Origin of the sequence: Streptomyces sp. NPDC093018 (genome assembly GCF_040684035.1) — a bacterium.
Classification (GTDB): domain Bacteria; phylum Actinomycetota; class Actinomycetes; order Streptomycetales; family Streptomycetaceae; genus Streptomyces; species Streptomyces murinus.
This window is the reverse complement of sequence record NZ_JBFBFF010000002.1, coordinates 71,549-91,143: the sequence shown is the minus strand read 5'-3', so window position 1 is coordinate 91,143 and position 19,595 is coordinate 71,549. Positions and strand designations below refer to the sequence as shown.

Annotated in this window: 20 protein-coding genes; 6 read left to right on the top strand and 14 right to left on the bottom strand. The window is 73.2% G+C overall.

Translation table 11 applies throughout. From position 1 onward, the window contains the following. Nucleotides 1-32: 32 nt before the first annotated feature. Both AB0N90_RS04265 and AB0N90_RS04260 read right to left on the bottom strand, forming a co-directional pair. Nucleotides 33-614: a DNA-3-methyladenine glycosylase I gene (locus tag AB0N90_RS04265; RefSeq protein WP_365192915.1), complete on the bottom strand. Its 582-nt coding sequence runs from the start codon at nt 612-614 to the stop codon at nt 33-35. Further along, a complete protein-coding gene (locus tag AB0N90_RS04260; RefSeq protein ID WP_361674928.1) occupies nt 611-973 on the bottom strand; it encodes a DivIVA domain-containing protein in 363 nt (120 codons plus the stop codon). The genes AB0N90_RS04265 and AB0N90_RS04260 overlap by 4 nt, the downstream gene beginning before the upstream one ends. 137 nt (nt 974-1,110) lie before the next feature. Between AB0N90_RS04260 and folP the strand changes: the two genes are divergently transcribed. Then, nucleotides 1,111-1,971 carry a dihydropteroate synthase gene (folP, locus tag AB0N90_RS04255; protein ID WP_128791551.1) on the top strand — a complete coding sequence of 287 codons (861 nt, stop codon included), beginning with the start codon at nt 1,111-1,113 and terminating at the stop codon, nt 1,969-1,971. A 14-nt stretch (nt 1,972-1,985) separates the two neighbouring features. Here folP and AB0N90_RS04250 read toward each other — a convergent pair whose 3' ends face one another. Continuing rightward, nucleotides 1,986-2,744: a TIGR00730 family Rossman fold protein gene (locus AB0N90_RS04250; protein WP_365192913.1), complete on the bottom strand. Its 759-nt coding sequence runs from the start codon at nt 2,742-2,744 to the stop codon at nt 1,986-1,988. 106 nt (nt 2,745-2,850) lie between these two features. Next, nucleotides 2,851-3,930 (bottom strand): succinyl-diaminopimelate desuccinylase, encoded by a 1,080-nt coding sequence (gene dapE / locus AB0N90_RS04245; protein WP_365192911.1) that lies wholly within the window; start codon nt 3,928-3,930, stop codon nt 2,851-2,853. Nucleotides 3,931-4,026: 96 nt separating this feature from the next. Between dapE and AB0N90_RS04240 the strand changes: the two genes are divergently transcribed. Both AB0N90_RS04240 and AB0N90_RS04235 read left to right on the top strand, forming a co-directional pair. After that, nucleotides 4,027-5,019 carry a heavy metal transporter gene (locus tag AB0N90_RS04240; RefSeq protein WP_365192910.1) on the top strand — a complete coding sequence of 331 codons (993 nt, stop codon included), beginning with the start codon at nt 4,027-4,029 and terminating at the stop codon, nt 5,017-5,019. Between the two features lie 290 nt (nt 5,020-5,309). Next, nucleotides 5,310-5,726 (top strand): ATP-binding protein, encoded by a 417-nt coding sequence (locus tag AB0N90_RS04235; protein WP_365192909.1) that lies wholly within the window; start codon nt 5,310-5,312, stop codon nt 5,724-5,726. 174 nt (nt 5,727-5,900) lie between these two features. Here the strand turns inward: AB0N90_RS04235 and AB0N90_RS04230 are convergent, their stop codons facing one another. Both AB0N90_RS04230 and fdxA read right to left on the bottom strand, forming a co-directional pair. After that, the gene (locus tag AB0N90_RS04230; protein ID WP_365192907.1) at nt 5,901-6,995 is read right to left on the bottom strand and encodes a bifunctional succinyldiaminopimelate transaminase/glutamate-prephenate aminotransferase; all 1,095 of its coding nucleotides are present in this window, start codon (nt 6,993-6,995) and stop codon (nt 5,901-5,903) included. 121 nt (nt 6,996-7,116) lie between these two features. Continuing rightward, nucleotides 7,117-7,437, bottom strand: coding sequence for a ferredoxin (gene fdxA / locus AB0N90_RS04225; RefSeq protein WP_030746389.1), 321 nt, complete (start codon nt 7,435-7,437; stop codon nt 7,117-7,119). Nucleotides 7,438-7,577: 140 nt separating this feature from the next. On the opposite strand from fdxA, the gene AB0N90_RS04220 reads away from it, so the two are divergent. Both AB0N90_RS04220 and AB0N90_RS04215 read left to right on the top strand, forming a co-directional pair. Further along, nucleotides 7,578-8,597 carry a GNAT family N-acetyltransferase gene (locus AB0N90_RS04220; protein WP_361674937.1) on the top strand — a complete coding sequence of 340 codons (1,020 nt, stop codon included), beginning with the start codon at nt 7,578-7,580 and terminating at the stop codon, nt 8,595-8,597. 36 nt (nt 8,598-8,633) lie between these two features. After that, nucleotides 8,634-9,500 carry a transglutaminase-like domain-containing protein gene (locus tag AB0N90_RS04215; protein WP_365192905.1) on the top strand — a complete coding sequence of 289 codons (867 nt, stop codon included), beginning with the start codon at nt 8,634-8,636 and terminating at the stop codon, nt 9,498-9,500. 42 nt (nt 9,501-9,542) lie between these two features. Here the strand turns inward: AB0N90_RS04215 and AB0N90_RS04210 are convergent, their stop codons facing one another. The 8 genes from AB0N90_RS04210 to AB0N90_RS04175 all read right to left on the bottom strand — a co-directional run bounded on the left by AB0N90_RS04210 (nt 9,543) and on the right by AB0N90_RS04175 (nt 17,199). Continuing rightward, the gene (locus tag AB0N90_RS04210) at nt 9,543-10,157 is read right to left on the bottom strand and encodes a response regulator transcription factor (RefSeq protein WP_085566394.1); all 615 of its coding nucleotides are present in this window, start codon (nt 10,155-10,157) and stop codon (nt 9,543-9,545) included. Beyond that, on the bottom strand, nt 10,154-11,347 hold the full coding sequence (locus AB0N90_RS04205) for a histidine kinase (protein WP_365193572.1): 1,194 nt from the start codon (nt 11,345-11,347) through the stop codon (nt 10,154-10,156). The genes AB0N90_RS04210 and AB0N90_RS04205 overlap by 4 nt, the downstream gene beginning before the upstream one ends. 5 nt (nt 11,348-11,352) lie before the next feature. Then, nucleotides 11,353-12,090 carry an ABC transporter permease gene (locus tag AB0N90_RS04200; RefSeq protein ID WP_346077262.1) on the bottom strand — a complete coding sequence of 246 codons (738 nt, stop codon included), beginning with the start codon at nt 12,088-12,090 and terminating at the stop codon, nt 11,353-11,355. Next, nucleotides 12,087-13,019 carry an ABC transporter ATP-binding protein gene (locus tag AB0N90_RS04195; protein ID WP_361674942.1) on the bottom strand — a complete coding sequence of 311 codons (933 nt, stop codon included), beginning with the start codon at nt 13,017-13,019 and terminating at the stop codon, nt 12,087-12,089. The genes AB0N90_RS04200 and AB0N90_RS04195 overlap by 4 nt, the downstream gene beginning before the upstream one ends. Nucleotides 13,020-13,227: 208 nt before the next feature. After that, nucleotides 13,228-15,471 carry a hypothetical protein gene (locus tag AB0N90_RS04190; RefSeq protein WP_365192903.1) on the bottom strand — a complete coding sequence of 748 codons (2,244 nt, stop codon included), beginning with the start codon at nt 15,469-15,471 and terminating at the stop codon, nt 13,228-13,230. Nucleotides 15,472-15,669: 198 nt separating this feature from the next. Beyond that, on the bottom strand, nt 15,670-16,062 hold the full coding sequence (locus AB0N90_RS04185) for a DUF6113 family protein (RefSeq protein WP_161218680.1): 393 nt from the start codon (nt 16,060-16,062) through the stop codon (nt 15,670-15,672). 23 nt (nt 16,063-16,085) lie between these two features. Then, the gene (mshB, locus tag AB0N90_RS04180) at nt 16,086-16,964 is read right to left on the bottom strand and encodes an N-acetyl-1-D-myo-inositol-2-amino-2-deoxy-alpha-D-glucopyranoside deacetylase (protein WP_365192901.1); all 879 of its coding nucleotides are present in this window, start codon (nt 16,962-16,964) and stop codon (nt 16,086-16,088) included. 40 nt (nt 16,965-17,004) lie between these two features. Next, complete coding sequence (locus AB0N90_RS04175; RefSeq protein ID WP_037659963.1) at nt 17,005-17,199, bottom strand: hypothetical protein; 195 nt, start codon at nt 17,197-17,199, stop codon at nt 17,005-17,007. A 177-nt stretch (nt 17,200-17,376) separates the two neighbouring features. On the opposite strand from AB0N90_RS04175, the gene AB0N90_RS04170 reads away from it, so the two are divergent. Then, nucleotides 17,377-19,491 (top strand): prolyl oligopeptidase family serine peptidase, encoded by a 2,115-nt coding sequence (locus AB0N90_RS04170; RefSeq protein WP_365192899.1) that lies wholly within the window; start codon nt 17,377-17,379, stop codon nt 19,489-19,491. The last annotated feature ends 104 nt before the right edge of the window (nt 19,492-19,595 follow it).

Genomic DNA, 19,595 nt, shown 5'->3' with positions numbered 1-19,595 from the left:
CTGGCCGCTGTTCCTGAGCCGCACGCCGTTCCTCAGCCGCTGTTCCTCGCCACGCACATCTCCAGGTGGTCGTTCACCAGGCCGCACGCCTGCATCAGCGCGTACGCCGTCGTCGGGCCGACGAATTTCAGGCCCCGCTTCTTCAACTCCTTGGACAGGGCGGTGGATTGCGGGGTCACCGCCGGTACGTCCGCCAGGGTCCTGGGGACCGGGCGGCCGGCCGGGTCGGGGGCGTGGGACCAGATCAGCTCGTCCAGGTCGCCGTCCGCCCAGTCGGCGAGGACACGGGCGTTGGCGAGGGTGGCGTCGATCTTGGCGCGGTTGCGGATGATGCCCGGGTCGGCCAGCAGGCGCTCGCGGTCCTCGTCGGTGAAGGCGGCGACCTTCTCGATCCGGAAGCCCGCGAAGGCGGTGCGGAAGCCCGGCCGGCGGCGCAGGATGGTGATCCAGGACAGGCCCGACTGGAACGCCTCCAGGCTGAGCCGCTCGAAGAGGGCGTCGTCGCCGTGGACCGGGCGGCCCCACTCCTCGTCGTGGTACGACACGTAGTCGTCGGTGGACAGGGCCCAGGGGCAGCGCGGCGCGCCGTCCGGGCCCACGATGGCGGCGGTCACTGCTGGTCCTCCGGGTGCCGGGACTTGTCCAGGGTGGGGCGGGTGGCGGCGGCGCGGGCGCCGGCCAGCGCGGACTCCAGGCCCGCGATCCGGGCGTCGCGCTCGGCGAGTTCGGCACCGAGGCGGCCGAGGGCGTCGTCGACGTCGGACATGCGGTAGCCGCGCACGGCGAGCGGGAAGCGCAGGCTCTCCACGTCCTCGCGGCCCACCGGCCGGTCGGCGGGCAGCGGGTCCTGGAGCCGCTCGGGCGCGGCGTCCGGCAGCGGGCCGCCGCTCTCCTCGCCGCCGCCCACCACGGCGAGGGTCACCGCGGCGACCACGACGGCCAGTGCGATGACCAGGAAAAGGAACATCACCATCGTCTGGAGGCCCCCAGCTCGGGTGCCGGCACGGTGCCGGACGCGGAATCTGTCAGCTCCGATCGTGCCATGCGCGTCCGACAGTTAGGGTCACTGGCGGTCGCAGTGCCGGACGGACGAGGAAGAGGTCACAGCGGATGCTCAGGCTGGGCAGGCGGGAATTCGGACCGCACGAACGAGTGATCATGGCGATCGTGAACCGGACCCCCGACTCTTTCTACGACCGCGGGGCGACATTCCGCGACGAGCCGGCCCTGGCGCGCGTCGAGCAGGCGGTGGCCGAGGGCGCCGCGATCATCGACATCGGCGGGGTGAAGGCGGGCCCCGGCGAGGAGGTCTCCGCCGAGGAGGAGGCGCGGCGCACGGTCGGCTTCGTGGCCGAGGTGCGGCGCCGGTTCCCGGACGTGGTGATCAGCGTGGACACCTGGCGGGCCGAGGTCGGCGAGGCGGTGTGCGCGGCGGGCGCCGATCTGCTGAACGACGCGTGGGGCGGCGCGGACCCGGGCCTCGCGGAGGTCGCGGCGCGCCACCGGGTGGGCCTGGTGTGCACGCACGCGGGCGGCGCCGAGCCGCGCACCCGCCCGCACCGGGTGACGTACGACGACGTCATGGCGGACGTCCTGGACGTGACCGTGGGCCTCGCGGAGCGCGCGGTGGCGCTCGGGGTGCCCCGGGAGTCGGTGCTGATCGATCCCGGGCACGACTTCGGCAAGAACACCCGGCACAGCCTGGAGGCGACGCGGCGGCTGGACGAGATGGTCGCGGCGGGCTGGCCGGTGCTGGTGTCGCTGTCCAACAAGGACTTCGTCGGGGAGACGCTGGACCGGCCGGTCAAGGAGCGGCTGATCGGCACGCTGGCGACGACGGCGGTGTCCTCCTGGCTCGGGGCGATGGTCTACCGGGTCCACGAGGTCGCCGAGACCCGCCAGGTCCTCGACATGGTCTCCGCCATCGCGGGCCACCGCCCCCCTGCGGTGGCCCGGCGCGGTCTGGCCTGATCCGACGGGAGGCCCTAGCGGGCGGCCTCCTTGGAGACCAGGGCCACCGCCTCGTCCACCTCGTCCGTGACGTGGAAGAGCAGGAGGTCCTTCTCCATGGCCTTGCCGGTGGCCACCAGGGTGTTCTTGAGCCAGTCGACCAGGCCGCCCCAGTACGCGCTGCCGAAGAGGACGATCGGGAAGCGGGTGACCTTCTGGGTCTGCACCAGGGTGAGCGCCTCGAAGAGCTCGTCCAGGGTGCCGAGGCCGCCGGGCAGCACCACGAACCCCTGGGCATACTTCACGAACATCATTTTCCGGACGAAGAAGTACCGGAAGTTCAGCCCGATGTCGACGTAGGGGTTCAGCCCCTGCTCGAAGGGCAGCTCGATGCCGAGCCCGACCGAGACGCCGCCCGCCTCGCACGCGCCCTTGTTGGCGGCCTCCATCGCGCCGGGGCCGCCGCCGGTGATCACGGCCCAGCCGGCCCCCGCGAGACTGCGTCCGAGCCGCACCCCCGCGTCGTACTCCGGCGAGTCCACCGGGGTGCGGGCCGAGCCGAACACGCTGATCGCGGGCGGGAGTTCGGCCAGTGTGCCGAAGCCCTCGATGAACTCCGACTGGATGCGCAGCACCCGCCAGGGATCGGTGTGCACCCAGTCTGAGGGGCCGCCCGCGTCCAGCAGCCGCTGGTCGGTGGTGCTCGGCGTCACCTGGCCCCGCCGCCGCAGGACCGGACCGAGCCGCTGCTCGTCCGGCGGCTGCTTCTTACCCTCGGGGTTCCCGGTAGGCATATGCGCTCCCTCCGCTTGCCGGTGGTTCGCCATCAGCCTAGATCTACGCGGGTTACGCAGGGGGGACATATTCATGTCCGCCCGGCGTGCGCCGCCCGCGACCGGGTCAGGCGGTGAGCCAGTTCACCAGCCGCTCCTCGGCCTTGAGGATCTTGGCGGTCTCGACCCGCTCGTCCCGCTTGTGCGCCAGATGCGGATTGCCGGGGCCGTAATTGACCGCGGGGATGCCGAGCGCGGCGAAGCGGGAGACGTCCGTCCAGCCGTACTTGGGGCGCGGGATGCCGCCGACCGCCTCGATGAAGGCCGCCGCGGCCGGGTGGGAGAGGCCGGGCAGCGCGCCGCCGCTGTGGTCGTCGACCACGAACTCGGCCACCCCGCAGTCCGCGAACACCTCGCGGACGTGCGCGATCGCCTCCTCCTCGGTGCGGTCGGGGGCGTAGCGGAAGTTGACGGTGACCACGCACTCGTCGGGGATGACATTGCCCGCGACCCCGCCGCCGATGCGCACGGCGTTCAGGCCCTCGCGGTACTCCAGGCCGTCGATCACCGGGTAGCGGGGCTCGTAGGCCGCCAGGCGGGCCAGGATCGGCGCGGCCGCGTGGATGGCGTTGGCGCCCATCCAGGAGCGCGCGGAGTGCGCCCGCTCGCCCTCCGTGCGCAGCAGCATCCGCAGGGTGCCCTGGCAGCCGCCCTCGACCTCGCCGTCGGAGGGCTCCAGGAGCACCGCGAAGTCGCCCGCCAGCCACTCCGGACGGGCCTCGGCGACATGGCGCAGACCGTTGAGGTGGGCCGCGACCTCCTCGTTGTCGTAGAACACGAAGGTCAGGTCGCGGTTGGGGGCCGGGACGGTGGCCGCGAGGCGCAGCTGGACCGCCACGCCCGACTTCATGTCACAGGTGCCGCAGCCCCACAGCACGCCGTCCTCGTCCAGACGCGAGGGCACGTTGTCCGCGATCGGCACGGTGTCGATGTGCCCGGCCAGGACGACCCGCTCGGCGCGGCCCAGGTCCGTACGGGCGATCACGTTGTTGCCGTAGCGGTCCACCGTCAGGTGCGGCAGGGCGCGCAGCGCGGTCTCGATGGCGTCCGCGAGCGGCTTCTCGGTGCCGCTCTCGGAGGCGAAGTCCACGAGCCGCGCGGTCAGCGTGGCGGCGTCCAGCGTGAGGTCAAGCGAGGTGTCGGCCATGGCCCGACCCTAGCGCGCCACCCCGGGACACCCCGTTCGCGCGCGCGGCGACGGACCGCTGCCGAGCGGGGGCGACAGCTCCGCTACCTTGTACGCGTGTCACAGCCGTCCCCCACCCGTCCCGAGCGCCGCGGCCGTCTTCTCCGGTTCTCCGCGGCCCTGTTGGTCCTGTGCGGTGTCGCCGCCTACCTCGTGGTGCAGTACGTCACCGGAGGCGGTGGTTCACACGGCTGCAAGGTGGTCTCGGCCACCGATGCCGGTACGTCGTACGAGTTCACGCCCGAACAGGCGGCGAACGCGGCGACGATCGCCGCGGTCGGCACCGGCCGGAACATGCCCGAGCGGGCCGTGACGATCGCGCTCGCGACCGCGCTCCAGGAGTCGGGGCTGCGCAACATCGAGCACGGCGACCGGGATTCGCTCGGCCTGTTCCAGCAGCGGCCCTCGCAGGGCTGGGGCAGCGAGCAGCAGATCATGGACCCCACGTACGCGGCCGGGATCTTCTACGCCCATCTCGCGAAGGTGCCCGACTACTCCGATCTGCCGCTCACCGTGGCCGCGCAGAAGGTGCAGCGCAGCGGCTACCCGGAGGCGTACGCCAAGCACGAGCCGGACGCCGAGCTGCTGTCGGCCGCGCTGACCGGGCAGGCGGCGGCCACGCTGACCTGTGACGGGCGCTTCGACCCGGCGGCCGAGGCGGTCGGCCCGGACGCGGTACGGGCCGCGCTGGTACGGGACTTCGGGCGGGACGCGCTCCAGGAGACCGGTGCGGAGGTGGGCGGGACGCCGGTGCCCTCGCCGTCCCCCTCGCCGAGCGTGACGGCGACGGCGAGCGGGCGGACGGTGACCGTGCCGGTGCCGCTCGGGACGCGGACGGACGCGAGCGGGCGCGACGAGCGGGAGCGCGGGTGGCAGCTCGCGCACTGGGCGGTCGCCAACTCCTCGGCGCTGCACATCCAGCGGGTGACGTACGCGGGGCGGGTGTGGACCGCCGGGAGCGACGGCGGGGCGTGGCAGCAGGTGCGCTCGCAGGGCGCCGCGGGGGCGGAGAAGTCCGCGGGCGTTGTCCGGATCGTGACCGGACAGTAGTACGGGTCATCGCGCCGACGGGTGGCGTCGGCGTTTCACACGCGGCCGAACGGGCGAGTCGCGGAACTCGGCCGGGAGCCCTTGCGGCTCAAGGGGCGGAAGGATTCTGCTGGGCATTCTCACGAACGCCCTTTGCCCGTTTTTATCCACACCTGATAATGCGATGCGTTATCGGTTCTTTACCTGGGGCGTCCGCAACCTTCGGGGGCTTCGAGCGGTAGTCATGGCGTCCGAGCCCGGTGCCGGGTCCGGACGACAGAGATCGTTCTTCTCCCGTCGAATGGAGCATCATGTCCCTCCCCCTGACCCGCCGGATCGCCCGTGCCGCGCTGCTCGTCGCAGCGGGAGCGGCCGCCGGGGTCGGTGCGGCCGGCTCCGCCGGTGCGGCCACGAACCTGCCGGCCACCGCGAACCTGGGCGGCCTGACCGCGCTGGACGCGGCGCACGTCGGCGACACCGTCGACGGTGCCGCGGAGCACGTCACCTCGCTGGCGGGCGACGCGGGCGGCAACACCGTGAAGACGGCCGTGCCGGCCGCGGGCAAGACGGCCGGCGGTGCCGTGAAGAAGACCGCCCCGGCGGCCCAGCAGGCCGCGGGCGGCGTCGCCGGCGCCGCGGGCAACGCCCTGGGCGACGCGGCCGCCGGTGCCACGAAGGGCGGCCTGCCGACCGCCAACCTGCCGATGCAGGGCCTGCCCCTCACCTGAGCCACGGCTGACCGGTGAACGGGGTCCAGGGGAATGCCCCCCTGGACCCCGTTCGGCGTTCTGCGTCGGCCGGGGCCAGGGTCTCGGATCGGCGCCCGGTGCTGTCGGCCGTGCCCACCCGTTCCGCCCTGCGGAACGGGTGGGCACGGCAATGGCGTACGGCGGTAGCGGTCCCTATCGCAGTCGCGCGACCGCCGCCGCGATCCGCTCGTCCGTCGCCGTCAGGGCCACGCGGACGAAGGTGTCGCCCGCCGGGCCGTAGAAGTCGCCGGGGGCGACCAGGACGCCCAGCTCGGCCAGGTGCGCGACGGTGGTCCAGCAGGGCTCGTCGCGGGTGGCCCACAGGTAGAGGCTGGCCTCGCTGTGCTCGATGCGGAAGCCGTGGGACAGCAGGGCCGAGCGCAGCGCCTCGCGGCGGGCGGCGTAGCGGGCCCGCTGCTCGTGGACATGGGCGTCGTCGCCCAGCGCGGCCACGACGGCGGCCTGGGTCGGCGCGGAGGTCATCATGCCGCCGTGCTTGCGGATCTCCAGGAGCGGGCCCAGGACGGCCGGGTCGCCCGCGACGAAGGCGGCGCGGTAGCCGGCCAGGTTGGAGCGCTTGGAGAGCGAGTGGACGGCCACGATGCCGTCGTAGGAGCCGCCGTTGACGTCCGGGTGCAGCACCGAGACCGGGTCGGCCTCCCAGCCCAGCTCCAGGTAGCACTCGTCGGAGACGATCAGGACGCCGTGGGCGCGGGCCCAGGCGACGATCTCCGTCAGCTCCTCCTTGCCCAGCACCCGGCCCGTCGGGTTGGACGGGGAGTTCAGCCAGAGCAGCTTCAGACCGGCCGGGTCGAGGTCGCGCGGGTCGTCGTACGTCTCGTACTGGGCGCGGGCGAGCCGCGCGCCGACCTCGTACGTCGGGTACGCGAGGCGCGGGTAGGCCACCCGGTCGCCGGGGCCGAGGCCCAGCTGGGTCGGCAGCCAGGCCACCAGTTCCTTGGAGCCGACGACCGGCAGCACATGCCGGTGGGTGACCTCGCGGGCGCCCAGCCGGCGCTCCAGCCAGCCGCAGATCGCGTCCCGCAGCGCGGGCGTGCCCCAGACGGTCGGATAGCCCGGTGAGTCGGCCGCGTCGATCAGGGCCTTCTGGACCAGCTCGGGGACCGGGTCGACCGGGGTGCCGACGGAGAGGTCGACGATGCCGTCCGGATGGGCCGCGGCCGTCTTCTTGTACGGCTCCAGCTTGTCCCAGGGAAAAGTGGGAAGCCGGTCGGAGACTGCGGACACGATCAGTGGCTCACTTTCGTCTGGTGCGGCAAACGCCTCGGTCCCGTGCGGCGGTGATCAGGGCGATCGGGCCGTACGGGACCGAGGCGGCGCGTTTGCGGGCCGCTTGGGCGCTAAACGGTCACTCGCCCTGCGGCGGCAGCGCGGCGACGAAGGGGTGGTCGCGCTCGATCAGCCCCAGCTTGCTGGCGCCGCCGGGCGAGCCCAGCTCGTCGAAGAACTCGACGTTCGCCTTGTAGTAGTCCTTCCACTCCTCGGGAGTGTCGTCCTCGTAGAAGATCGCCTCGACCGGGCAGACCGGCTCACAGGCACCACAGTCGACGCATTCGTCCGGGTGGATGTACAAGGACCGCTGGCCCTCGTAGATGCAGTCGACCGGGCACTCCTCGATGCACGCCTTGTCCTTGACGTCGACACAAGGCTGCGCGATGACGTAGGTCACGCTGTCGTTCCTCCTCGATAGGGCGCTGGCGGGCCTCCTCAGGCTCCGCCGCCTGGCGCGCGGGAGCGCGGCGTCGTCGATGCCCGCCCCTAGTATCTCCGTTCCGGAGCATGATCCGAACAGGAGGGGTGAACTGACCGGTGGAAATCTCGGCACAAGGGCGTCTGGAAGTCCGAATCACCCCCGCCGACGTGGGAAAACGCGTCTCCGTACGGCGGTTGAGCGAACCCGGTACGGCGCGGGAGAAGTTCACCGACACGGTGGGCGTTCTCACATCTTGGGATCATGGCGTGCTCATGATCACACAGCGGGGCGGTACGAGTGTCCGGTTTCCGGAAAGCTCGCTCGTGGCGGGAAAGATCGTACCGGCCGCCCCGGCGCGCCGCAGGGGTCCGGCGGCGGGCTACGAGGAGCTGGCGCGGGTCACCTCGCGCGGCTGGCGCCCGGTGGAGAGCGAGCGGCTCGGCGAGTGGGAGCTGAGGGCCGCCGGAGGGTATACACGGCGCGCCAACAGCGTGCTGCCGCTGGGTGATCCCGGGCGTCCGCTCGACGCGGCCCTGGCGGCCGTACGACGCTGGTACGGCGAGCGCGGGCTGCCCGCCTACGTGCAGACCGCGACGGGCGCCGAGGGCACGCAGGAGCTGCTCTGCGCGGAGCTGGAGCGGCGCGGCTGGGTGCGGGAGGTGAGCGCCGAGGTGTGGATCGGCGCGCTGGCCCCGCTCGGTGACCGGCCCGAGGGCGCGGACGTGGTCCTCGCCCGGGAGGCGGACGAGGCGTGGCTCGCGCGGTATCAGCGCAAGGGGGTGAGCGAGGTGGCCCTGCGGGTGCTCTCGGGCGGCCCCTCGGTGTGGTTCGCCACCGTGCCGGGCGAGCCGGGCGGGGCCCCGGCGGCGATCGGCCGGTGTGTCGTGGACGGGCGCTGGGCCGGTTTCGCCGCCGTCGAGGTGGACCCCGGAAGGCGGCGGCAGGGCCTGGCCACCGAGGTGATGGCCGCGCTCGCCCGCCGGGCGCTGGCCGAGGGCGCCTCGGCCGGCTGGCTCCAGGTGGAGACCGAAAACGAGCCCGCACGGGCCCTGTACGCGGGCCTGGGCTTCTCCCGGCACCACGCCTACCACCACTTCCGGGAGCCGCAGGAACAGCCCGCACACGGCCCGTCGTAGACATTCCCCCCGCTCCCGGAAGGGCGAGAATCCGCCATGTCCCACCCGTATCTGCCGCCCCCGTACCCGCCCCCGCCCGAGCGGTCCGCCGAGGTGCGGGCGCGGTTCGCCGAGGAGGCCAGGTCCGAGCGGCCGGACCTGGCGGCGCTGTGCCTGCTGATCGGCGCGGAGGCGGACGGCTCGCTGGACGAGGCCGGGATCGACACCGCGCAGGCGGAACTGGACCGGCTCGCGGGCGAGCTGCCGTACCGGCCCGGCGGTCCGCGCGCCTGGGCCGAGGCGGGGCGCCAGCTGCTCGGCGGGCGCTACGAGTTCCACGGCACGCCCGGCGACTACCAGCGTCTGGAGTCCTCGCTGCTGCACGAGGTGCTGCGGCGCCGCCGCGGGCTGCCGATCCTGCTGTCGGTGGTGTGGCTGGAGGTGGCCCGGCGGGCCGGGGCCCCGGTGTACGGGGTCGCGCTGCCGGGGCACTTCGTGGTCGGGTTCGGGGCGCCCGGGGAGCAGGTGCTGGCCGACCCGTTCGAGGGCGGGCGGGTGCTCACCGGGCCGGACGCCGAGCTGCTCGTGGTGGGCGCGACCGGGGCCCCGCTGGACCCCGGGATGCTGGAACCGGCGCCCCCGCTGGAGGTCGTCCAGCGCATCCTGAACAACATCCGCGCGTGGGCCGCGGCCCGCCCCGAGCGCTCGGACGTGGCGCTGCGCGCGGTGGAGCTGTCGCTGCTGATCCCGGCCCACCCGGCGCGGCTGCGCTACGAGCGCGGGCAACTACTGGTGCAGCGCGGTCAGTTCACGGCGGGTGCGGACGAACTGGAGGCGTACGCCGAGCTGATCGAGGTCGTCGACGAACCGGCCGCCGAGCGGGTGAGGCACCAGGCCCGCACCGCCCGGTCCAAGCTCAACTGAACCGCCGTACCGGCGGCTTCTCACCTCTCGGACCGGCTGCTTCTACAGCCAGCCCTTCTCCCGCGCGGTGCGCACCGCCTCCGCCCGGTTGCGGACGGCGAGCTTCTGGATGGCGGTGGAGAGGTAGTTGCGGACCGTGCCCTGGGACAGGTGCAGGGCTTTGGCCAGTTCGGCGTTGGTGGAGCCGTCGGCCGCGGCGCGCAGCACCTCCCGCTCGCGTTCGGTGAGCGGGTTCGCGCCCTCGGCGAGCGCGGCGGCGGCCAGCGTGGGGTCGATGACCCGCTCCCCGGCGAGCACCTTGCGTACGGCGGCGGCGAGTTGGGCGGCGGGCGCGTCCTTGACCAGGAAGGCGTCGGCGCCCGCCTCCATGGCGCTGCGCAGATAGCCGGGCCGCCCGAAGGTGGTCAGCACGACCAACTTGACCCGGGGGAAGTCCCGGTGGACCCGGGCCGCGGCCTCGATGCCGGTGCAGCCCGGCATCTCGATGTCCAGCAGCGCCACGTCCACGTCGTGCGCCGCGACCGCGCCGAGCACCTCGTCCCCGCGCGCGACCTGCGCGACGACCTCGATGTCGTCCTCCAGGCCGAGCAGCGCGGCCAGCGCCTCGCGGACCATGGACTGGTCCTCGGCCAGCAGGACCCTGATGGTGCTCGTCATGCCCCGGATCCTACGTCCCCGGTGTGCGCCACGGGCACGCGGGCGACCAGCCGGAACCCGTGCTTGACCCGGCCCGCCTCCAGCGTTCCGCCGGCCTTCTCCAGGCGTTCGGTCAGACCGGTCAGACCGTTGCCGAAGCCGCCGTTGCCGGTGCCCGATCCGTCGTCCTCGACGGCGAGTTCGAGCATCGGGCCGTCCAGCGTCTGGCGGTGCGTGAGCCGTACGGCGCACCGGTCGGCGCCGCTGTGCCGCACCACGTTGGTGACCGCCTCGCGCAGCGCCCAGGCGAGCGCCGACTCGGCCTCCTCGGGCACCCCGGCGAGGTCGGGCTCGGGCGGCAGGTCGGCGGTGACGCCCGCGGCCGTGAGGGCCACCTGGGTGCCGGCCAGCTCGACGGCGAGCCGGGGGCGCCGGTAGCCGGTGACGGCCTCCCGGACGTCCACCAGGGCCTGGCGGCTGACCTGTTCGATGTCGTTGACCTGCTGGGCCGCCTTGTCGGGGTGCTCGGGCAGCATCCGCCCGGCCAGCTCGCTCTTGAGCGTGATCAGGGAGAGCGAGTGGCCCAGCAGATCGTGCAGGTCGCGGGCGAGGCGCAGCCGCTCCTCGTTGGCGGCGAGCTGGGCGACGGTGGCCCGCGCCTTGCGCAACTCGATCGTGGTGCGCACCAGTTGGCCCACGCCGACCATCGCGAACCCGATGAGCACGACCATCAGCATGTTGTCGTCGACCGAGTAGGCGCCCCAGCGCAGTCCGACCAGGTACATCACGACGGCGGAGCCCGGGATCGCCCAGTACGCCAGGCGCAGCGGCAGGGTCGCCCCGCAGGCGACCGACAGGTAGACGAACAGCCCGCTCCACTGGGTGCCGAGGCCGTAGGTCAGGGCGGGCGCGAGCACCAGGAGGGTGCCGAGCAGCAGGGCCACCGTCCGGGGCGCGAAGGGCGCGCCCATCTGCCGGAAGACCAGGGTGAGATAGGCGCACACGAAGACGGTGAGGCCGATCGTGCCCGCCACGGTGCCGGCCGTGGTGTGCCGGCCGCCGGTCAGGTCCTGGATCGGGGAGCTGAGGAAGACCAGCCAGACGGCGATCCACAGCGCCTTCACCAGCAGCTCGCGCCGCCCCTGTACGCCCTGTCCGATCCGGACCTGTGTCTCCGATCGGCCCCCGGCCGCCTTCGGGTCTTCCGTCATGGTGCTCACGCCTTCAGCGTGTCCTTCCGGTACAGCCAGGCCGCGCCGCCCGCGAAGAGGACGAAGTACACGGCGAGGACGGCGATGTCCGTGGTGTGCGGGGCCTGGCTCTGCTCGATGGCGCGGCCCAGCGCGGCGTACGCGTGGGTGGGCAGCCACTTGGCGATGTCCTGGAGGAACTGCGGGAACGTGGTCGTGGGCATCCACAGGCCGCCGAGGATCGACAGACCGAAGTACACGATCATGGTGATGGGGCGGACCGCGTCACCGGAGGCGAGGTAGCCGATGGCCACGCCGAGCGCGGCGAAGACCAGGCTGCCGGCCCAGATGATCCCGGTGAGCGCGAGCCACTGCCAGGCGTCCAGCCGTACGTCCTTGACCGCCGCGGCGACCAGGAAGACCACCACGATGGACGGCAGGCTCACCACGGCGGCGCTGGCGGTCTTGGCGAGGACGTAGCCGCGCCCGGGCAGCGGGGTCAGCCGCAGCTGCCGTACCCAGCCGCTCTCGCGCTCCTTGGCGATGCGCTCGCTGTTGCCCATCAGCACGGCGGTCAGGGCACCGAAGGAGGCCATGGACACCATCATGTACGTCGCCAGGGTCAGCCCGGTGCCGTCGATCTTGGCGTCGTCGGCGTTGCCCGCGATGATCAGGAAGAGGACCGCCGGGTAGAGCACCGAGAAGAACAGGAACTTCTTGTTGCGCAGGGCGCGGGTCAGTTCGAGCTTGATCAGGCTGTTCATGACTGCTTGGCCTCCTCGGCCTCCGTGATGGCGACGAACGCCTGCTCCAGGCCGAGGCCGGCGACTTCCAGGTTGCGGGGGTAGAGGCCGAGGCCGTACAGGGCGTGCACGGTGGCGTCGGCGTCGGAGGACTGGATGCGCACGGTCTGCCCGGACACGTCGATGCCGGTCAGGAAGGGCAGGGCGCGCAGGGCGGCCGCGTCGACGGTGCCCTCCAGGTCGAAGGCGATCCGGCGGGCGCCCGCGCGGGCCTTGATCTCGGCGGCGGTGCCGTCGGCGAGGAGGCGGCCGCGGTGCAGCACCAGGACCCGGTCGGCGATGGCGTCGGCCTCTTCGAGGTAGTGCGTGGCGAACAGGACCGCCCGGCCCTGGTCGGCCTGCTCGCGCATGGTGGCCCAGAAGGCCTGGCGGGCGGAGACGTCCATGCCGGTGGTCGGCTCGTCCAGGATGATCAGATCGCTGTCGCCCGCGGTGGCGAGCGCGAAGCGGACGCGCTGGGCCTGGCCGCCGGAGAGCTTGTTGACCTTGCGGTCGGCGATCTGCGCGATACCGGCGCGGGCCATCACATCGGCGGCCTTGTACGGCCGCGGGTGCAGGGAGCAGGACAGCTTGACCAGCTCGGCCACCGTGACCTCGTCCATCAGGCCGCCGCTCTGCAGCATGGCCCCGACCCGCCCGGCCACGATCGCCTCGCGCGGGCTGGTGCCGAACACGGACACCGTGCCGGCGTCGGGCTGCTTGAGGCCGAGGAGCAGATCGAGGGTGGTGGACTTGCCCGCGCCGTTCGGGCCGAGCAGGGCCACGGTCTCCCCCGGGTGCAGCCGCAGCGAGAGCCCGTCGACGGCCCGTACCGTCCCGTACGTCTTGGTCACCTGGTCGAACCCGACCACCTCGGTGGTGGAGGTGGCCGGTACCGCTGTCGTTGTCATGTCGTCCATGGTGCGGGTACGGGGCGGGTGCCCGGCAGTGTCAGGGGTCCTGGGTGGCGGATGACAGATGTCATGGGGAGAGGGGTGACCGATCCCCTGGGGGTCGCCGTTCAGCGGGGCCGTGCCCGTACGGGTCGTACCCCGAAGACCCTCAAGGGGCGCCCGGCGATGTCTGCCGGGCGCCCCTCAAGAGCCGTGTCGGCGCCCCTCAGTTGGGGTGCGTGCTGATCACCGCGACCCGGTTGGTCGTGCTGGTCAGCGCCTGGCGCATGGCCAGGTAGACGTCCTGGGGGGTGACCGGCGTCTTCTTGCCGTTGCCCCGGGTGATCAGGACGCCGTCGAAGGTCTGTCCGTACAGCTCCTTCAGGGCCGGGTAGTTCGGCTTGTCGGTCAGCTTGCCGTTGACCGCGGCCACGCCGAGGAACTTCCACAGCGACTTCTGCGGGCTGAACATGACCGTCTGCCCCGTGTCGGCGCGCACGGTCACCGGCGCCGACATGGCCGGCTGCGCGAACTCCTTCATCTCGCGGCTGACCTCGGCGTCGGAGACCGCGGGCTGCCGGTTGGCGGTGGGCACGGTGATCACCGCGGAGTCACCGGTCTCCACCTCGGCGCGGTACGCCTGCTCGATCGCCTGGGTCGAGCGGGCCGCGTCGATGGCCGTACCCGCCTTGCCGTGCACGGCCACGGCCTTGCCGGCCTGGAAGGTGATGCCGCCGTCGACCACCGCGCCGGAGCCGGAGCCGCCGCCCGCCTGCTGGAGCGCGGCCTGCAGCTTCTCCTCGTCCACCGGCATGACCGGGTCGACCACGCGGTGCTGCCCGAAGAGCGTGCCGACCACGGAGACCGGGTTGTAGTCGCTCTTGGCGGCCGCGCTCGCGGTGGCCTGGAAGTCGAACTGGAGACCGGCGTTGGCGGGGGTGAGCATGACCGTACGGCCGCCCACGGAGAGCTTCAGCGGCTTGGCGACCCGGGTGCCGAACACGTCGTCCAGCTTCTTGACGGCGTCGTCGCGGGTGCCGCCGCCGATGTCGACGCCGAGCACGGTGGTGCCCTTGGGCACATCGGTGTGGTTCATCAGCAGCCCGGCGCCGTAGACACCGCCCGCGATCACGACCAGGCCGACGCAGAGCAGGACCAGCTTGCTGCGGCCCTTCTTCTTCGGCTTGGCCGCCGCCTTGGGCGCGGCCGCGGCCGGCTCGGGCTTGGGCGCCACCGGAGCGGCCGGTCCACCGGGACCGCCGGGGCCACCAGGGCCACCGGCCGGAGCCCCGAGGCCGCCGGGACCACCGGCGCCGAACGGGCCGCCGTTGCCGCCCGGGACCACCGGGATACCGCTGGTGACGGTGTGTCCGGAGACGTTGTCCGGGGCCCGGTAGCCGGGCGTGCCCGGTTCGGGGGCCGGCTTCTGCGGGGTGAGGATCGCGGTGTCGTCGCTGAGCCCGCCCCCGGGGCCGAGCCCGGCGCCCGGCACCCCGGCCGGGCCTTCGAGGTCGGCGATGTCCGTGAGGGCGCTGCGCCCGGCGCCCTGATGCCCGTAGGGGCCCTCGGCGCCCGGCCGCAGCGGGCTGTCGCCGGTGACCGGACCGCCGGTCGGCCCGGCGGGCCCCTGCGGGCCGCCTCGGCCGCCCTGGCCGCCGGGGCCGTTCGCGCCGCCCGCGCCCGCGGTGCCGAAGGGGTCCTGGCCGCCCGTGGTGCCGTTCTCCGAGAAGTACGGCAGCTCGTCGCGGCGCGGCTCGCCGCCGCCCGCCTCGGAGGACCGGGAGCCGCCCAGCGGGCCCGCGGCCAGCGCCTCGGTGACGTCGAAGGAGCCGGTGCCGCCGCCGTGCCCGGGGGCCACGGGGCCGCCGGTGGCGCCGGGCAGGCCCGCGCCGTTCGTCTTGCCCGAGGTGCGGCCCGGCACGCTCATGGAGCCGACCACGCCACCGGGGCGGGCCCCGCTGCCACCGGCCGCGCTCCCGGTGCCCTGGGCACCCGGGCGGGCGCCCGGCGCGCCCGCGGGGGCACCGGAACCGCCGGAGTTCTTGGCCCCGTTGGCACCCGCGCCGCCCTTGGCGGGCGCGCCCGCCTTGCGGGGCGCGAACCAGTCGCTGGTCTTCTCCTCGGCCGGGGCCGCGGGCTCCGCGGGGGCCTCGGGGGCGGGCGCGGCCGCGGCCGGGGTGCGCACCTCGGCGGCGGGCCTGTCGTCCCGGGCGGCCTCGGCGGGCTCGCCGTCGCCCACGGGCTTGCGCACGACGACCGGCGGGATGGGCCGGGACCCGGGGATGTTGATCCGGATCCGGGTCGTCAGCGTGGTCTCGGTCTTGCGTTCCTCGGACTGCGCGCCCGAACGGCCCGCGTCCGCACCGTCGTCGGAAGCCATGGGGGTCCCGTACGGCGGGGTGCCGGACGGGTATGCGGCTCCGCCGCGCCCGTTGGGCCCGGAGGACGGAGTGTCAGTTTCACGACTCAAGGCAGGTTCTCCCAGTTGGCTCCGCCGCCCGACACTGACCTCACTGCTTCGGCGGTCCCCCCAACTCGAACGAGGTCGAGAGCGCGGGGGAGGCTCGGCGGCGCGCACCACCATACTGGCCGCCCCTGGCGTACATCCCCTGACCGCTGAGGAAACCCACACCCAACTCGCACGTGGGCCGCACCGGAAAGCGGTACGTCACTTCCCAAGTCGGGCGGAGCCGAGGCGCGGTTGCCTCCCGGCGCCGAGGGTGGCGCAGATCACAGCGAGGGCCATGCCGCCGAACAGGAAGAGATAGGAGCCGCCGCCCGCGCCGAAGAGGAAGTCGCCCTCGGGACGGGAGGTGGTGAGCAGGATGACGGTGACGATCCAGCCCGCCGCGGGCGCCATCGCGCCGCCCCGGGACCGGGTGGCGTACGCGCCGCCGAGGAACACCCCGACGGCGCCCGCGAGGGCGAGCAGCAGCCCGCCGGGGAACCAGGCGGCCTGCACCAGGGTCCCGGCGACCGCGACGAGGGCGCCGAGCAGGAACAGGCCGATGTGGGCCAGGGCCCGCCCGGGCGTCGGCGGGCGCAGCGGCTGGGCGAGCATCGGGCCCGGATTGCCGGTGCCGCTCACGACGCCTCCTCGACGGCGATCCCGGCGAACAGGTCGGTCTCCCCGGGGACGGCGGTGCCGCGCACCAACTCGTAGTATTCGGTGGTGAACAGCGGCTGGGCCAGCTCGTTCGAGAGCGCGAACCAGGGCTCGGCGACCTCGACCTGGGTGGCGTGGGCGCGCATCGCGGCGGCCTTCGCGGCGGCGTGGGCGTTGCCGTCGACGGCGGTGGTGACCCGGGCGTCGTCCACCACGCCCGGCACGTCGTCCAGGGCCGCGCTCTTCTCGAAGGGCAGGGCCGGCAGCTCGTCCTGGAGCCGGGCGAAGGCGTCCTCGGCGACGGAGCGCGGGGTGCGGATCCAGTAGACCTTGTCGATGGTGTGCCCGCGTCCGGCCGCGAGGTCGGCGGCGCGCATGGCGACGCGATGGGCCTGGATGTGGTCCGGGTGCCCGTAGCCGCCGTTGTCGTCGTAGGTCACGAGGACCTGGGGGCGGGTCTCCAGGATCACCTCGACAAGGTGTTCCGCGGCCTCGTCCACATCGGCCTGCCAGAAGCAGCCCGGGTCCTCGTTGTCGGCGATGCCCATCATCCCGGAGTCGCCGTAGCGGCCGGCGCCACCGAGCAGCCGGGCGTCGGTGACGCCCAGCTCGCGAAGGGCGGCGGCCAGCTCACCGCGCCGGTACGCGCCGAGCGCGGCGCCGGTCAGATGCCGCAGCCCGGGCGGGATGGACTCGCCCCGCTCCCCCAGGGTGCAGGTGACCAGGGTCACCTGGGCACCCTCGGCCACGTACTTGGCCATGGTGGCGCCGTTGTTGATCGACTCGTCGTCCGGGTGCGCGTGCACCAGCAACAGCCGCCGGGCGGCGCGCGGGCCGGAGGAGGGCAGTTCCGTCATGCCACCACCCTACGCAGGCCCGGGGCGGGACGCCCGGCCGTCAGAACTTGATGCTGCCGATCATGCTCGCCACGTTCGTGGTGAGCTGGCTGATCGTGGGCGCGATGGTGGAGGAGGCGAGGTAGAAGCCGAGCAGCATGCAGACGACCGCGTGGCCGCCCTTCAGTCCCGACTTCTTCATCAGCAGGAAGACGATGATCGCCAGCAGCACCACCGCCGAAATCGAGAGTGCCACGGCGGCTCACCTCCAAAGATCCCAGGGACACGGCTGTTCGGAAAGATCGGTAGAGCAAGTCCATGCGGACACCGGCAGGTTCATACCCACACAGCGGTAGTGATCATAACTATCCGTGCTCGCGCATCGCTCGGCGCACGGCCGCACAAGGGGGCGCATGGCCAATATGGTCGGGGTATGACGACCGAGTCCGACTCCTTCCCCCGCAGACATGCCAGGACCCAGCGATTCACCCTCGGCGCGCCGCGCGGGTTCACCGTGTCGCCCGACGGCGCACGGGTCGCGTTCCTGCGTTCGAGCTCCGGTTCCGACCGGGCCAACTCCCTCTGGGTGCTGGACCTTCCGGACGGCACCGAGCGCCTCGCCGCAGACCCGGGCGCCCTTCTGGGCGGCGCCTCCGAACAGCTCTCGGCCGAGGAACGGGCCCGCCGGGAGCGCAGCAGGGAGGGCGGGGCCGGCATCGTCGGCTACGCCACCGACGCCGCCGTGGAAACGGCGTCTTTCGCCTTGTCAGGGCGGCTTTTCACGGCGAGCCTGACGACCGGCGAGACCCGTGAACTCCCCGCGCCCGGACCGGTGATCGACCCGCGCCCGGCGCCCGACGGCCGGCACATCGCCTACGTCTCCCAGGGCGCCCTGCGCGTGGTGGGCGCCGGCGGCGAGGGCGACCGCGCGCTCGCCGAGCCGGAGTCCGAGCAGGTCACCTACGGGCTCGCGGAGTTCATCGCGGCCGAGGAGATGAGCCGTACCCGCGGCTTCTGGTGGGCGCCGGGCGCCGACCGGCTGCTGGTGGCCCGCGCGGACGACACGCCGGTGACCAGGTGGTGGATCTCCGACCCGGCCCATCCCGACCGTGAGCCAAATAACGTCGCGTACCCCGCGGCGGGCACCCCTAACGCGGACGTACGGCTGTTCGTGCTGGGCCTCGACGGGGAGCGCACGGAGGTGCTCTGGGACCGCGACCGCTACCCCTACCTCGCCCGAGTGCACTGGTCAGAGGCGGGTGCGCCGCTGGTCCTCGTGCAGTCCCGGGACCAGCGCGGCCTGCTGTACCTGGCGGTGGACCCGGACACCGGGACGACCCGGATGGTGCACGCCGACGAGGACCCGATTTGGCTGGAACTGTTCGCCGGGGCGCCGTGCTGGAACCCCTCCGGACAGCTGGTCCGGATCGCGGACGAGGGCGGCGCCCGCGTCCTCGCCGTGGGCGAACGTCCGCTGACCAGCGGCCAGTTGCACATCCGTGCGGTTCTGGACGTGGGTGCGGACGACACCCTCGTCTCCGCCTCCGCCGGAGCCGACGCGGAGGAACCCGAGATCGGCGAGATCCATGTGTACCGGGTGAACGAGCTGGGCGTGGAGCGCGTGTCCCGGGAGCCCGGTGTGCACTCGGCGGTGCGCGCCGGGGGCGTGACGGTGCTGGTGTCCGCGACGCCGGACCGGCCGGGCACGCGGGTCCAGGTGCTGACTGACGGGAAACCGACGGCCACTGTCCGGTCGTACGCCGAAGACCCCGGTTTGTCCCCCAGGGTGACGCTCACCGAGGGGGGCGCACGCCGAATTCCGTGCGCCGTGCTTATGCCACGGGACTACCACGGTGACACTCCCCTGCCGGTTTTGCTGGACCCCTACGGTGGTCCGCACGGTCAGCGGGTGGTCGCCGCGCACAACGCCCATCTCACCTCCCAGTGGTTCGCCGACCAGGGATTCGCCGTGGTGGTCGCGGACGGCCGGGGCACCCCGGGCCGCTCGCCCGCCTGGGAGAAGGAGATCAAGGACGACCTCGCCGAGATCGTCCTCCAGGACCAGGTGGACGCGCTCCGGTCGCTCGCCGAGCGGTTCCCGCTGGACCTCGCCCGGGTGGCGATCCGGGGCTGGTCCTTCGGCGGCTATCTGTCCGCCCTCGCGGTGCTGCGCCGCCCGGACGTCTTCCACGCGGCGGTGGTCGGCGCCCCGGTCACCGATCTGCGCCTCTACGACACCCACTACCAGGAGCGCTACCTGGGCGACCCGAACGAACAGCCGGACGTCTACCGCCGCAACTCGCTGATCGACGACGCCGGTCTGGTCGACGCGGCCGAGCCGCACCGCCCGATGATGGTCATCCACGGCCTGGCGGACGACAACGTGGTGGTCGCGCACTCGCTGCGGCTGTCCTCCGCGCTGCTGGCCGCGGGCCGCCCGCACGAGGTGCTGCCGCTGTCCGGGGTGACCCATATGACCCCGCAGGAGACGGTCGCCGAGAACCTGCTCAACCTCCAGCTGGACTTCCTGCGGCGGGCCCTCGGCTGAGCCGGACGGCGGCCGTCAACCGCGTTAACACGCGGGCAACTTGACGGAAGCGGTTCCGATATACGGACGCGCCAGGCTGAAGAACGTACGGCCGTGCGGGTGCC